Below are 14,386 nucleotides of genomic sequence, written 5' to 3'. Positions count from 1 at the left end.
TCTGGGTATACATCACCTGGTTGATTCAGCATCGGAATACTCGGCCTTCAACTGGTCGAAAGCGGCATCACGCACGCTAAACGTCGTATCTATCCGTAGCATGCGGTAGAGGTTATACGCAAAGAATACGTGTGACAGCCACATCAACGAGCCGCCGATCGCCCGCCAGAGCCAGTAAGGGGCCATTAGTACCACGCTCTCGATGAATGGCTTTCCCTCCATCCACATCAGGCCTCGTAACGTGCTGCCATACATCAGCGGAACCGTGTAAAACAGCAGACCGAGCAGGGCCAGCCAGAAATGGACACCCACAGTAATCTGAGGAGGCTCCTGACCCGTCAAGCGCGGCACCAGGGCGTAGATGGAGGCCCAAAGCAGGAAGGAGATAATCCCGTACATGGTCAGGTGCGAATGGGCGACCGTAAAATCAGTGAAATGCCAGACCAGGTTGGTAAACCGGAAGGCTTCGGCCGTCCCTTGCAGTGATCCGGTGAAATAAAAGACGACACCCGTCAGGAAGAACGGTAGCGTATAGCTATCGGCAAGCTTATGCCAACTGCCCCGGAAGGTCATCAGGAAATTGGTTGTACCGGCCACCACCGGAATTACCATGCCCACACTGCCGACAATGGCCAGCGTTTGCAGCCACCACGGAATGGCGCTGAACACGAAGTGATGCGTACCGATCAACGTATAAAAAAGGATTTGCGCCCAGAACGCCAGGATGCCCAGACTGTAGGAATAGATCGGTCGGTTAAGCTGCTGCGGCAAAAAGTAGTACACGATGCCCAACGTAAAAAGCATGAACCACATCCCTACGCCCTGGTGCATATAATACCCCTGGATGATGGTTTCACCCAACCCGTTTTGCCAGAAAGGCAGATAAGCAACCAGGACAATCGTAATCCCAAACAGAATCGCCGAGATGATGTACCAGTTGGAAATGTAAATCTCGGTGGTGGTTCGGGTGCCGACAGTCTGGAAAAAATTGAGCAACGTAAGGAAAAGTCCTATGGAAAAGCTCAGCATGACCGGCCAGATGTACTCCCGATATTCCCCACCCCCGTTATTGATTCCGCCCATCAAAAACAAGGTCCCTGTTAGGACGGCCACGTTGATCAGGATGAGTGAATACCAGCCTAATCGGATGCTGTACAGTGATGTATTACTCACACGGGGGACTACGTAGTGCCCTAATCCCAACATGGCCAGCGATGCCCAGCCCCAAAAAACGGAATTGGTATGCACTGGGCGTAGTCGGCCAAAACTGAGCCAACTGACCCCATCGACATCCGGGGCTACAAACTTGATGCCCAGGTATTCGCCGACCGTTGTGCCCAACAAAAGCCAGAACCCGGCACACCCGATAAACCAGTTGATCAGCCGCGCCAGTTCAGGATCGATCTTTGGGCGTTGAATCGCCTTTTTCTTGCGGGCTACAAAAGGAGGGTTCACCTCAACCTGAACGTTGCCAATGAGCCCTTTGGCATCCGATGGCGGCTCGTTTCCGGCCAATTCCTGGTTGGTCAGCCTGAAGTCAAGCGCTTGCTTACGCGTGAGAAGTTCCGGTATAGAAGCCGCTAAGGGCATCCGCTTCACAAAACCCGCCAGTTGCCGGGCCTGTGCTGCCTGATGCCGGTTTTTTAGCTGGTTCAACCGGCTTTTGATTTTTACGGCCAGGATAAAAACTCCGATCACCATTGGGATCACAAGCAGGAAAATGGTAATCAAAATGCCTTCCTGACTGAGCAGTGAGCCGGTTGCCTGTGCCTGGGCAGTAAAAGGAGCCAACAGACCGGATGCGAATAAGACCGCAGCCATCTGGCCAGGTCGTTTTACGGCATCTGACTTACGCTGCATGTCAAGCAACACCTGAATTTCGTCGGATTGTAAGTTCGTCAGGTAGTTTTCGTAAGGCTGAGACGGCTCGCTTTTGCCGGTCAAATAGCTGCGGATAACATTCTTCGTCTGAATAGCCAGCCAGAGAATGAGCAGTGCGATCACAAAAGCCACCAGTACTATTGACCACATCACCAGACCCATTCCAGTATCGGCCGCTACGACCGGGCTGGCCAGCAGAAACAGGGGTACGACGCTACAGCAGGATTTACGTTTCGTATTCATAGCACATCCACTTTAGGAGGAATCAGTTTATACACGACGGGGGTCACAATACGGGATAAGAGCGTTGAGCTAATGAGCCCACTGATGAGCACAATAGCGAGTGGCGCGATCAGCGGATTCGGGGAAAGCGCAATGGGCAACAAACCGCCAATGGCCGTAAGTGAAGTCAGCACGATCGGCAGGAAGCGAATTTCTCCCGCTTCCCGGATGGCCTCATCGACCGATTTGCCTTGCTCCCGCAACTGATTGGTGAAGTCAACGAGCAGGATTGAGTTTTTTACCTCAACACCGGCCAGGGCGATCAGACCGATGATGGCCACGAATGACAGTGAATTACCCGTGAGCAGCAAACCCAGCACCGCCCCAACAATGCCCAGCGGGATCACGCTCAACACAATCAGCATACTCTTGAAAGTCTTGAACATCAACACCAGTACCGCAATAAAGAGGAACACCGTGACGGTAATGATAACCCCCAACCCACCGAAGGAATCGCTGCTTGCCTCAACCTCGCCCCCCATCATAAAGGTATAGCCCGATGGCAAGTTGAATCGATCCATCTGGCCCTTTACGTCCCGAATCACCTGGTCATTCAGATACCCTTTCTGGACGAAGGCCGATACCGATACGGTTCTGGTTTTGTTGTAATGGTCAATACTTAGGGGTGAAGCCTCCAGTTTCAGCGAGGCAATCTGCTCAAGAGGAACGGCTGCCCCCTGACGGTTATTGACAAACAGGTTACTCAGCGAGGCCAGCGTAACGCGTTCGTTTCGGGGCGTGGTCAGGATGACGTCGTATTTGTCGCCTTCCGCATCCGGGAAACTCCCCATTTTCCAACCGGCCACGGCAAGCCGGATAGTGCGGTCGATATCCACGGTATTGATGCCTAACATGCGGGATTTCTGCTGGTTGATCGCTACGCGTACATCGCTTTTCAGGTTACTGATGGGATTGTCTACATACATGATCCCCTCGGTCTGCTTCAGCATCGCTTCGACCCGACCTGCCCAGGCCCGTAAGGTATCCAGATGATCGCCCGACAGACGAATCTCCACGGGTGCTAGTACGGGTGGTCCCTGCTCGAAGTTCTTCACTTCAATCCGGGCACCGGGATAGTGGTCGAACCGGTCACGGAGCGAGTGGATGATCGCCAGTTTTCGGTCGGGTGGCGTGTGCGTATCCAACTGAACAAACAACTGGGCAAAATCTGTATGTTCGCTCCCCTGCATGACGTTGTAATAGATCCGGGGATTGCCTTTGCCGACATTGGTGGCGTAATAGTTCACTTCCGGCACGTCGTCCAGAATCGTTTCAATATCGTGCGCCACCGCATCTGTTTTTGTCAGGTTGGTTTGAAGCGGGGTGATAACGTTGATCAGGAATTGCGGTTTTTCCGATGCTGGAAACAAGGTGAAACCGATCACCGGAAAGAGCCGCAGCGAACCGCCGAATAGCAAGGCTGCCACCACCAGCGTGATCACCGGATGTTTCAGGGCCTTGTCGAGCAACGGCGCGTAACTTCCGTGGATGAGTTTCTGTAATCCGCGCAGAAAAATATTGCCGCCCTCCTGGGCATGATGTTTCAATAGTCGGCTGGAGAGGAACGGGATGATTGTGAGCGATACCAGCATGGAAGCCAGCACGGTCATGATCACCGCCATCGGTAGGCTTCGGATAAAATCGCCCGCCCCTTCCGGCAAAAACACCAACGGCATAAACGCGATGATCAGGGTAACGGTGCATCCGACCACGGCAAGACCAATCTGGGTGGTGGCTTTCAGGGCGGCATCACGGGGCGGATAACCGTCGCGAATCCAACGCTCGATGTTCTCAATAACCACAATGCTGTCATCGACCAGCAGCCCCAGGGCAACCACCAACCCAACAATACTTAATTGGTTGAGGCTAATCCCGAATAAATTCAGCAACACAAGACCAATGGCCAGGGATAAGGGAATAGACATCATCACGATGAGCGCCGACCGAAATCCAAGCGGCAGCAGGGTGATCGATACCAGCAGAATGGCGATCAGGAAGTCTTTCCCCAAACCGGCCATGCGGCCATTCACATTGTCGGCCTGATCGAAATGGTGCACTAGGCTGATGTTCGCTGGCAGCGTCTTGGTGAATTTTTCCAGCACCGGTTTATACATTGTTTGCGTGCGGGAGATGTTCAGCCCGGCTTTCTGTGCTGCCACCAAAAAGACAGCCCGGTGGCCATTCAACCGGGTGATGTGCCGGGCTTCGTCGAAGGTGCTATACGCGCTGGCGACGTCACTCAGCAAAATATCTTTTCCGTTGGCCGAGTAAACGATGGTGTTGTTGATCTCCTCCAGCGATTTGTAGTTCCCGCTGGTTTTTACACTAAACGAGCGCGAACCGGCCTCCAGACTTCCCCCCGGAATATTGGCCATTTCACTTTGAATACTACCGGCAATGGCAGCGAGGGGAATGTGCATCTGGGCGATTTTTTCCAACCGTAATTCGATTCGGACAATCTGCTCAGGAAGCCCCTGAATCTCGACGTTCTTGAGGGCCGGTACTTTTTCCAGCTCATCTTTCAATTTTTCGGCGTGAAACTTTAGGCTCGACCGTGATGCATTTTCCGAGAGGAGCGCCACCTGAATAATGTTCACGTCCGACGGTAGAAATTTTTGTGTTTCGATACTGAAAATGTCGGCAGGTAGCTCGGCCCGGAGTCCGTTCACTTCCCGAACCAGCTCCTGGTATTTTTCGTCCGGGTCGACCTCATGCCTGAACTGCACGCGCACCACGGCCAGCCCGTCCTGAATGGTGGTACGGATTCGTTTGATGTCATCGAGTTCGTTGACTTTCTCCTCGATGGGGTCCACGACCAGCTCTTCCATATCTTCCGGGCTGGTGCCAGGGTACACCACCACTACGGCATATTGACGGCCTATAAATTCAGGATCTTCGTTGCGGGGCATGGTGAATAAGGTAGTTAGCCCGACCACAATCGTCATCAAAAACAGGATGAGCGTGAACTGGTAATTCCTGACGGCGAATTCCGAGATCTTCATGCTTGCTTACTTTACAATTTGAACCCGCGAACCGTCGGTGAGATAGCTGCTCCCGGATATAATCAGGGACTGTGCCTTCTCCAGCCCTTTGCTGATGCGGATGGTCTGGCCATTGAATGACTCAATAGTGACTGGCTGCCGGATTGCCGTTTTGTTGTCATTCGTGACGAAGACAAAACCGGTATTGTCATTCCCGTCGAGGACGGCTTCATACGGAATGCTCCAGGTACTTTCCGACGCGCCGGATTGAATGTCGACAGCGGCAAACATGCCTGTCGCCAGGTTGAACTTCTTGCTGTTCACTTCCAACTCAACCGTAAAGGCTCCGCTTTGCAGGTCGGCCCGTTTTGATTTACGGATCACCCTGGCCTGGAATGTTTGGTCCGGAAAGGCATCAATATGAACCTGAGCTCCATCGTGGGCTTCAATCATTGCCCATTGCCGGTCGCTGACACCGGCTCGCAAGAGCCACTTTCCCGGCGTTGCACCATTGGTCAGCAGAATCGGGCTCCCGCTTGCCACCACCTGACCCGCGTTGACAAATTTGTGGAGAATGTATCCGTTGGCGGAAGCGTGAATTTCTGAAAAACTGCGGTTAAAACTGGCCGTATTCAGTTGTTCTTTGGCCACAAAAAATCCTGTCTCGGCGTTTTGCCATTGTTCCAGCGTCGCCACGCTGTCCTGGTATAGATTCGTTACCCGCTGGAAGTCACGCTGGGCTTTCTCATACCCCTTGCGGGCCTGCGCCACCTGGGCATTGATCTCGGTCAGGTTCAGCGTGGCCAGCAATTGACCTTTCCTGATCGGGTCGCCTTCTTTTACGAGTACCGCGTTCACGACCCCACCGGTTTTGAAGGACAGGATCGTTTCGTCATCGGTGGTCAACTGCCCCGATGTGGATACGATCCGGGTTTGCTTACTTTGCACAAGTGCCATGACCTTGACCGGAACCCGTTCGGTAGTTTTCGGGAGACCGCGTTTTTCTTCGTTACGGCCACACGACAGTAGCAAGATGGCAAGCGCGGTCCATTCCATTGTGCGGATGGCGCAAGTTAAATGGTTGATTTTCATAGTACTATATCGTTAAGGGAGATCTTTCTCGAATGAGTAGGAAGCGGTTTCCCGTTCAAGCCTGGCCTCCGCCATGCGCATCTCAAACCAGCGAATCAATTGCTGGAGTTGCGAGGAAGTAAGCTGGTTACGCGCGTCTAGGTATTCGATCAGGCTGTTCACGCCTTGCTGATACCCTTTTTCGATCAGGGTGAAATAGCTTTGGGCCGATGTCAACTGTCCGCGCGAAGCCAGATAATTCCGGCTCGCGGTAACCAGCTCATTTCCGGCGACTTCTGCTGCCATCTGCAACTGATTTTGGGTATAGGTCAGGTTGAGCCCGGTTTTCTCAAGCTCAAGGCCGTTTTGCCGGATCTGCATCGTGTTGCGAAACCCCTGAAACAAAGGAACCGTAAGCTGAATCCCCAGCAGGTAGTAGCGCGACTGTTCATTGTATCGCCAGTCATATGCCTGCGAACCCAGGTCGAGAAAGGCATTCACTTTGGGCAGGCGGGCCAGTTTGCTCATGCGCATTTGGGATTCGTTAATTTCTTTAGCCGTCTGTATGATAAGCAACTCTTCCCGGTTGCCGGTGTGGGCCGAAGCCGTGTCCAGTAAGGTGGGTTCACCCTGGCTGAATGTTTCGTCGACTTCGGTATCCAGCGGCTTATTAAGCAGAAAGTTGATGTACTTCCGGGCGTTGGTCTGTTTGTTGCGGGCACCATTGAGTTCCGCCGTAATTTTTTCCGCTTCACTTTTGGAGCGCAGGTAGTTGGCCGACAATCCTTTTCCGTTCCTGAGCAGCGAGGCATTCACCTCAACATTTTTGTTGACCAACAACCTGGCGCTTTCGTAAATCCTGACGGCCTGTGTGGCCGCGAGGTAATGGAAATAGGCGGTTTTGATCATGGCCACCAACTCGCGTTTGTACACCTCCAGTTCGTATTGCTTCATCCTGATCTGCTGGCTCTGAATAGCCCGGTTTCCATAGAGATCGGTATTGATCAGCGGCACCGAGGTCCTAAGCCGGACATCATAAAAGTTTTTGGGAAGGAAATTCTGTTTTACGTTCCCGATCGTCGGGAAAGCGGGATTGCCAATGAGCTGATTGAGTGTCGAATACACCGGATTTAACAAGTCGCCGACAGGAATGGCAATGTTTCGGCCTCCTTCGGCGGAAAGGTAATCGCCCAGCAAACTCACCGAGGGAAGGAAGTAGCTGCGTGCAATTTGCAATGATTGTTGCGCCTGCTGCAACGTGAGGTTCTTCTGCCGGATGACCAGGTTGTTCGCCAGTCCTTCCCGGATATAACCGTCTAGTGAAGACTGCCCGTAGGTATCCGCGTGAAAGAACGTGAACCACGTCAAGGTCAGATAGGCCCAAAAGTTTCCCAATAGTTTAGCCATCAACATATTCACCGGTTATTACAAAACAAGAAGTTCTATTTCACCAATCTGCTTAAGCAGACTGGTTTATTTATTTTTGAAAGGAACAATAGAGACCGTACCTGAAGAACGGTCGTGTATATACGTAATTTTTGAATTTCGTTTTAAACTGCTTCCTGAATAAGGTGGTCCACTCGTGTGAATGGTCCATGAACCAGGTCGTTTAAAGAACTTCAAGAGAATATAGCATCATCTAGCCCATGAATAAAGGGCTGTCACGGGTGGTCGTTTTATGTCCTATGGTGGTTTGTTGACTCTAGTAACCAATCACATGCCATCTGAGGTGATAAACACTAAAAATGGATACAATACTTTCAATGTCTTGATAGTCAGTTGATTAGTGCCGACTTTAAAGATGGGCAAGAAAGGGGGCACGAACAGGTCTCCGATACGTTCGGAGGTAACGATCACAAAATTCCTAATTATTCGGAGTCGAGCCATGGTACGGGCCATTCACTGTTCTTTCAGGATCAGATTGACTTCGACCCCACCAAGCTGCTTAATGCTCAGGTCGGCCTCAATCTGGCGGCTCAAGCCCCGAATCATGGTCAGGCCCAGGGTGTTGCTACAAGCCACATCAAAGTCGGCTGGCAGACCGATCCCGTCATCGCGCAGGGTCAACCGGTAGGTTTGGTTCTCCAAAGCGGCCAGGATCACCCATACCGTTCCGTGGCGGTTTTGAGGAAAGGCGTACTTCAATGAGTTGGTCAATGCTTCGTTGATAATCAACCCCAGGGGTGTGGCCAGCGACACATCAAAATTTACGTCCGCAATTTCACAGACGGTCCTGACGGTTTTTTGGCGGTCGAAGGATTCGATCAGGTACTCGACAATCTGGTGAATGTAATCCCGCATGCCAATCTGGGCCAGGTTGTCGGTCTGGTAAAGTTTCTGATGAATCAGGGCCATCACCTGCACCCGGTTCTGGCTCTCGCGCAGGGTCGCCAGTGCAACAGGATCGTGGAGAAATTCCACCTGGGAGTGGAGCATACTGGAAATAACCTGTAAGTTGTTCTTGACCCGGTGATGAATTTCCCGCAGCATCCATTCCCGCTCTTCGAGTAATTCCTCTTTCTCTTCCAGCAGGTTCTCCTTCTCTTCGACTACCTGTTGCAGCACCTGATTTTTCTGGTCGATGAGAAACTGTTTGGCTTCCAGTTGCCGGTTGGTTCGTTGTTTCAGCCGGTAGCGGTTGTAGGTCAGCCCCAAAAGCAGGAGCAGCAAAACCGCCCCGCCAATGGTGCTGTTGCGCTGGAGGGCATTGCGTTCCAGAGTAGCTTGCTGTACCTGGTTTCGATTGGTAAGTAACTGAATGTTTTTTTCCTTTAGCAGCAGTTGTTGTTCTTTTTGGCTGGTTTCAAATTCAACCTGAAATCTGGCAATATCCTGATTTTTTGTCTCGGTTAACACAGAATCCTTCAGGAAGCTATATCGCTGATAGTGGGCAATGGCGGAAGGATAATCCCGTTGCGCTGAATCTAACTTAAACCAAGCTTGGTAAAGTGCAATATGAAATGACGTATAATGATTAGTCTTACTTGACTCGATTAGGTCATCCAGCAACGAGTGAGCTTTCCGGTATTGGTGCGTGTCAATGTAAAAAAATATAACATTGAGATATAGGGTGACATAGCCCAATTTATCGTGGTTACCTAACTCCTGTCTTAATTTTTCAAATCGGTCACAATAGAATTGCGCCCAGTTAAATTGGCGTAGCTTGCTGTAGTTACCAACCAATCGAGTATAAATCATAAATTGTAACTCTTTATCGAGTGGAGAAGAATGTCTTTCCAATGATTTTAATAACCGTATGTTTTGAGCATAATCGCTGCTGGTAGAGGTCAAGTTCCCCGTGAGCAGTTGGATGGTCGGAATGTCATGGTACTGTTGCGCTATTCGTAAGGCGCTTTTAAAGCAGTTAGTGGCCGCTTTTGAATCTTTAGACAAGTGATACGTTATGCCCAGGTGGTTATAGATTGTGCATAAAAGCATCGTAGTATCCTCGACCGCTTCGGCCGTTTTAAGCGCTAACAGGCCATAGTTGACACCGCTTCTGAAATCGCCTAATTTTGAACTAACCTGTCCAAGTAAGCAGTAAACTTCCTGTACACGCGCATCACCAATGACCTGGTAGATTGCCAGAGACTGCTTCAGATGGAGAAGGGCCTTTGTTCTGAATCCACTTAAATTTTCGAACTCACCTAATTCCTTCAAAGTGACGGCTTCCCGTTCCCGGTTGCCTGTTTTCTGAAAGAGGAGCAGAGCTTTTTCGTGATTCTGAATCCGAAATGGGAATTCTTCCTGACTAATTCCGTAACTTCTGGAAACTTCCAAATAAGCCATTGCTTTTTCGGCATCGGCCGAAATGCGGGTAAAAATGGTCAACGCCATTTGGGCAAATTTTCGGCCCAGTTTTGAATTTCCATTCTCCCGGTGAGCCTGAGCCCCAAACAAATAGGCATTACCCAACCCCTTCGTGTAATGTAAGTGTCGGCTTATGGCGTAGACTTGCCGAATCAGCTTGAGCGTCGTGTCCAGGTCACTCGCCTGTTCATCCGGTTTGTAGAGGTATATCAGCGCCAGCTTCAACAACAGCCTGGCCTGGTTGGTATCGAATTTACTAATCTGGAGTTCGCGCTTTACCTGATTGATCTCTTTTGAGCGATTTAACTCCACTCCTGATTGCGCATGGGCGTAATGAACCAGCGACAGTCCCGAAATCAGTAGAAAAATGAGCGATCGTTTCATGGGCTAAGCGGAATTACAAATTCTTACTACCTTGCTATAAGCCCAGAGGCTTTTTACCGTCAGTTAAACGCCTGATTTTTAGCCAGCCAGTCAAAGGCAAGAGCTTCACCAATCCAACCCTTCAAAACCGGGCGATTTGGTCCAATTCAATCACGTGCGTTCCGGCGGGGAGAATTTTAGGCGCTTTTGCCAGTTTGGCCGCCAGCGTTGAGGTTGGCAAGGGCTGAAACCGCGTAAGTACTTTCAACCCATTCAGAAAATTTAACACCCCGGCGCTCAGCCGCTCTCCGAAACGATCCGAATCCTTCCGTAGTAACAGCCCCGGTCTGAAAATGATGTACTGCTCAAAGGCCAGGTGGCCAATGGTATCTTCCAACTGGCCCTTGATATTGGAATAGAACACATTGCTGGTCGCCGAAGCCCCATAGGCCGAGAGCAAAACCGCCCTTGAAACACCGTTTCTTTTGGCGATCCGGGCGAAGTTTGCCGGAATTTCATAGTCGATATGCCGCTGATTCTCCTTTGAGCCTGCCGTTTTCAGTGTCGTTCCCAGACAGGAAAACCAGATATCGCCGTTGATGAAACCCGACACTTCTTCCAGCTGGTCAAAATCCGTGACCACCTCGAATAGGTTGGGATGAGTGATGCCGGTAGGACGGCGTACAAACGTCACGATTTCAGTATAGTATGAATCCTGCAATAGAGTTGTCACCAGGTCTTTACCCGTTGCTCCCGTTGCTCCAATGAGTAGCGCTTTCATCGTTCATGGGTTTAGCCCAACAGTTTGTTTCTTCTTTCCGGAAAAACAGATCCGTGCCACAAGCCCGCCCGCAGTTGTGATAACTCCTCCCGGATGTTCGGACTCGAATGAGTGCCCGAATTGGAGAAGGCAATTTGTAGCGTTAATTCCGGAGGTTACTTTTCACCAGCCAGCTTTCCACGGCTCTTGAAAAATCGGCCACGTCGATCGGGTGGCGGCTGTTAATCAGGTTGCCGTCGGTAACCACGGGCTGCTCCAGCACCGTCCCCCCGGCATTCTTCAGATCCACCTGGATATTCCAGTAGCCGGTTAATTTTTTGCCCTTGAGAATGTCGGCCGAAGCCAGCACAACGGGGGCGTGGCAAATGGCGGCAATCAATTTCCCGGATTTGTTGAAGTCCCGGATAAACGAAATGACGTCTTTGTCGTTTCGCAGGTTATCGGGGTTCCAGGCACCGCCGGGAATGAAAACCGCATCGTAATCACTCACCTTAACCTGGTTGGCGGTGCGGTCGAATTTCACCCAGCCTACCGGCTGCAAATACTGGATGGCCATGATGTGGGTTTTCGCCTGTTCGGGATACATCAGACCGTAGCGCTCCGGTGCCGGGACGTATTTGGGTGCCACAATTTCGACCGTGGCCCCCAGCTTTTTGAAATACCAGACGGGCCCCAATAGTTCAATTTCCTCAAAACCGTCGGCGGCAATCACGGCATTTTTTTTTCCTTTCAACACCGTTGAATCCTGGATGGGCGTAAAAAAGAAAGACCGAAGGGCCTCGTTGCCCGGCGCGTTCAAGAGCTGCGATACCGGCATATTGACCACCGCCGAAGGGGAAGCCAACTGGTTCAAGACCGAAAGCTCATGGTCGCTGATGGAGGCCGTTTTAACACGGACCTGAGCGGCTGCCGGGACGACGGTCAGCAGGCTTACCGCACTGGCCAGAATGATTTGATGGATCGTTTTCATTGTTGTGTTTTTTGATGGTTTTTAAAGTTGATAATTCACACTGGGAGGGGTATTCTTACTTCCGTTTCATGGGTGCAAATTCGATCAGCCGGTGAAGGCCGGTTTGAAACGGTTGCTGTTTGATGCTGGTGTTCAGGTAATCGATCACCGGCTGAATCGGTGGAAAATTCAGATGGTACTGAAAGGCTTCTTCATTTCTGAATTTTTCGTAGGTGACAAACCGGGCGTTGTCGCCTTCCACCTGCGAAAGCTGGTAATTGATCACCCCGGGTTCTGCCCGGAATTGCGGCATGGCCGTATGGTACACGGCTTTAAAATTGGCTTCCGTACCGGGTTGACTATCCACAAACAACATGATCGTAATGGGCTTATCCTGCTTTTCCGGTACCCGGCGCCAGTCGCTCTTCGAAACCGGTTCCAGGTCCTTGATCGCGATTTCCCGGGTCGGCTGGTTCAGTTTTTTTCCGGCCAGGAGTTGGAGCAGTTTGTACCGGGAACCCGCCCGCATCCGGTTAAAATCGCTTTGGCTGCTCCATCTTTCCACGACCCATAGCACAGATGAATGGTCCTGTTCCCGGTATGCCTCGGCCATGATGTTCGTTTCCCGGGCCCTGGCCCGCTTGACATACCGGCGGATGGCTTTCCGGAACAGGTTCCGGTATTCTTTTTTCACTTCGTACCGGGTTAGAACCGCCACCGACTCATCGGTTTTGGAGCGATAGCGTTTATCCTCCCCAGACTTCTTGTTGACAGGATCGTTCAGGTCAAAACCGGTAATCGGTGCTTTGCCACCTTTCGGGCTAACAAAATCAATTTCGTAACCAGCTTTGACCAACTCATCCCAGGGGTGGGATACTTCCGAAAGGTAAAACCCGGTGGACTCTCCGGTATTTCCTTTTTGATCATGGCTGGTTGCCACGAACCAAATTTTCTTCCTCATTGTATGACCAGGTTCTCCCCATACATTCATTGTACCTAGGAGGAATAATGCGGTAAAGACGGTCATGATTCTTTCCGACAGGACTGATAGTTCAGTTGCCATGACTTTAAATTTTAAATAGTCGTAAGAACGACCAACCAAGGCAATGATTGGCCGTTCCTGCGGTTTTACTTTAAAGTTTGTTCTTGTCCGATCTTGAGCAACAGCTCAGAAACTGCCTGCGGCTGAGCCAGGAAGGGGGAGTGACTTGTGTTGACCGTATACACTGTTTTGATGCCAGCTTTCGCAATCATGCTATCCTGAAAACCGGGAGAAATCACGATGTCCTGGAGGGTCTTGATATATACCTTATCTACGGCACCGAAATTCTCCTTTGTCAGCGTCACCTTATTACCAAAGGGAATAGACGGTTCAGCACGGTAGTTGCTAACTACCAGATCTTTATCCGCCTGAGTGCCATCTTTTATAAAGAGATTGGTCAGATCCTCTTTTTTCACATCCAGCGACAAATGATCGGCTGAGAGTACCAGAGAAGGGCCTAATTTAGAACCTGGGTCAAGTTGGGATAGCTCTTCGAGCGATTGCCCGGACGCCGGAAGGAAAGCGCCGATGTAAACCAGCTTGCTGATTTTGGCGGGCACTTTCTCGGCCACATTGGTGATCACCATCCCACCCATGCTATGCCCGACCAGAATAACTTTACCATTCACATTCGACATAGCATCAATAACCTTGTCCCGGTAGACATCCAGCGAAAGCGTATGCAGTGGAGTTTTTTCAGTGCCATGACCGGGCAACTCGACTACAACGACCTGGTTACCTTTTTTAATCAGGTCGGAACGGACGGCATTCCACACATAGGGAGCTTGCCAGGCTCCATGAACCAGCACATAGGTCTGTGGATTGGCGGCAGGAACTTCATCATTTTTACCGCATGAGGCAAGTGCCGAAAGAGCAACGGCTGTTGATAACAGCAGCGAAACGGTCGTTTTCATTTTCTTTAATTGTTAATTGATTGTTGGATTAAAATCATCGTAAACCCGGCTCAGACAGGGCAATTATAATTTCCTGTGGGGGCCAGTTTTTTAGGGATTCTGTCAGAACAGATAAGAATCTGGTGTAAATCTGACACGGCAAAGGTGGGCGCTAATTCGAACGTTTACCTGACACAAATGTGTCAAAAAACAGCAGCGGAATTATTTTTTAACGGGTACGATCGGTCAATGACTTTGAAAAGCGGCTTATTAATGATTAACCCGTGCGCATGAATTGATAGATACGATTCCTGTACTACCTGATCAAAATAC

9 protein-coding genes are annotated in these 14,386 nt (G+C 50.7%); all 9 read right to left on the bottom strand.

Annotated elements, in window-relative coordinates:
* Positions 1–12: 12 nt before the first annotated feature.
* Positions 13–2,124, bottom strand: a complete 2,112-nt coding sequence (locus tag GJJ30_RS02910; protein ID WP_154172952.1) for a cbb3-type cytochrome c oxidase subunit I — start codon at positions 2,122–2,124, stop codon at positions 13–15.
* Complete coding sequence (locus tag GJJ30_RS02905; protein WP_154172950.1) at positions 2,121–5,165, bottom strand: efflux RND transporter permease subunit; 3,045 nt, start codon at positions 5,163–5,165, stop codon at positions 2,121–2,123. The genes GJJ30_RS02910 and GJJ30_RS02905 overlap by 4 nt, the downstream gene beginning before the upstream one ends.
* A gap of 6 nt (positions 5,166–5,171) precedes the next feature.
* A complete protein-coding gene (locus GJJ30_RS02900) occupies positions 5,172–6,200 on the bottom strand; it encodes an efflux RND transporter periplasmic adaptor subunit (RefSeq protein WP_154172948.1) in 1,029 nt (342 codons plus the stop codon).
* 48 nt (positions 6,201–6,248) lie between these two features.
* The gene (locus tag GJJ30_RS02895; protein WP_170299105.1) at positions 6,249–7,622 is read right to left on the bottom strand and encodes a TolC family protein; all 1,374 of its coding nucleotides are present in this window, start codon (positions 7,620–7,622) and stop codon (positions 6,249–6,251) included.
* A gap of 492 nt (positions 7,623–8,114) precedes the next feature.
* Positions 8,115–10,409 (bottom strand): histidine kinase dimerization/phosphoacceptor domain -containing protein, encoded by a 2,295-nt coding sequence (locus tag GJJ30_RS02890; RefSeq protein WP_154172944.1) that lies wholly within the window; start codon positions 10,407–10,409, stop codon positions 8,115–8,117.
* A 121-nt stretch (positions 10,410–10,530) separates the two neighbouring features.
* Entirely contained in the window at positions 10,531–11,169 is a 639-nt protein-coding gene (locus GJJ30_RS02885; protein WP_154172942.1) for an NAD(P)H-binding protein, read from the bottom strand.
* A gap of 142 nt (positions 11,170–11,311) precedes the next feature.
* Entirely contained in the window at positions 11,312–12,139 is an 828-nt protein-coding gene (locus GJJ30_RS02880) for a DJ-1/PfpI/YhbO family deglycase/protease (RefSeq protein ID WP_154172940.1), read from the bottom strand.
* A 55-nt stretch (positions 12,140–12,194) separates the two neighbouring features.
* Entirely contained in the window at positions 12,195–13,079 is an 885-nt protein-coding gene (locus tag GJJ30_RS02875; RefSeq protein ID WP_205880521.1) for an antibiotic biosynthesis monooxygenase, read from the bottom strand.
* A gap of 167 nt (positions 13,080–13,246) precedes the next feature.
* Entirely contained in the window at positions 13,247–14,074 is an 828-nt protein-coding gene (locus GJJ30_RS02870; RefSeq protein ID WP_154172936.1) for an alpha/beta fold hydrolase, read from the bottom strand.
* Positions 14,075–14,386 lie beyond the last annotated feature (312 nt).

It is taken from the genome of Larkinella terrae (genome assembly GCF_009668025.1).
GTDB classification, from domain to species: Bacteria; Bacteroidota; Bacteroidia; order Cytophagales; family Spirosomataceae; genus Larkinella; species Larkinella terrae.
Note: the sequence above shows the minus strand (reverse complement) of the source record. Positions and strands in the feature narration are given on the sequence as shown.

What these genes read in the sequence shown, in the direction of transcription:
- GJJ30_RS02890 (WP_154172944.1), bottom strand. Translation starts at nt 10,409, where the DNA reads ATGAAACGATCGCTCATTTTTCTACTGATTTCGGGACTGTCGCTGGTT.
- GJJ30_RS02900 (WP_154172948.1), bottom strand. Translation starts at nt 6,200, where the DNA reads ATGGAATGGACCGCGCTTGCCATCTTGCTACTGTCGTGTGGCCGTAAC.
- GJJ30_RS02895 (WP_170299105.1), bottom strand. Translation starts at nt 7,622, where the DNA reads ATGGCTAAACTATTGGGAAACTTTTGGGCCTATCTGACCTTGACGTGG.
- GJJ30_RS02905 (WP_154172950.1), bottom strand. Translation starts at nt 5,165, where the DNA reads ATGAAGATCTCGGAATTCGCCGTCAGGAATTACCAGTTCACGCTCATC.
- GJJ30_RS02910 (WP_154172952.1), bottom strand. Translation starts at nt 2,124, where the DNA reads ATGAATACGAAACGTAAATCCTGCTGTAGCGTCGTACCCCTGTTTCTG.
- GJJ30_RS02870 (WP_154172936.1), bottom strand. Translation starts at nt 14,074, where the DNA reads ATGAAAACGACCGTTTCGCTGCTGTTATCAACAGCCGTTGCTCTTTCG.
- GJJ30_RS02885 (WP_154172942.1), bottom strand. Translation starts at nt 11,169, where the DNA reads ATGAAAGCGCTACTCATTGGAGCAACGGGAGCAACGGGTAAAGACCTG.
- GJJ30_RS02880 (WP_154172940.1), bottom strand. Translation starts at nt 12,139, where the DNA reads ATGAAAACGATCCATCAAATCATTCTGGCCAGTGCGGTAAGCCTGCTG.
- GJJ30_RS02875 (WP_205880521.1), bottom strand. Translation starts at nt 13,079, where the DNA reads ATGAGGAAGAAAATTTGGTTCGTGGCAACCAGCCATGATCAAAAAGGA.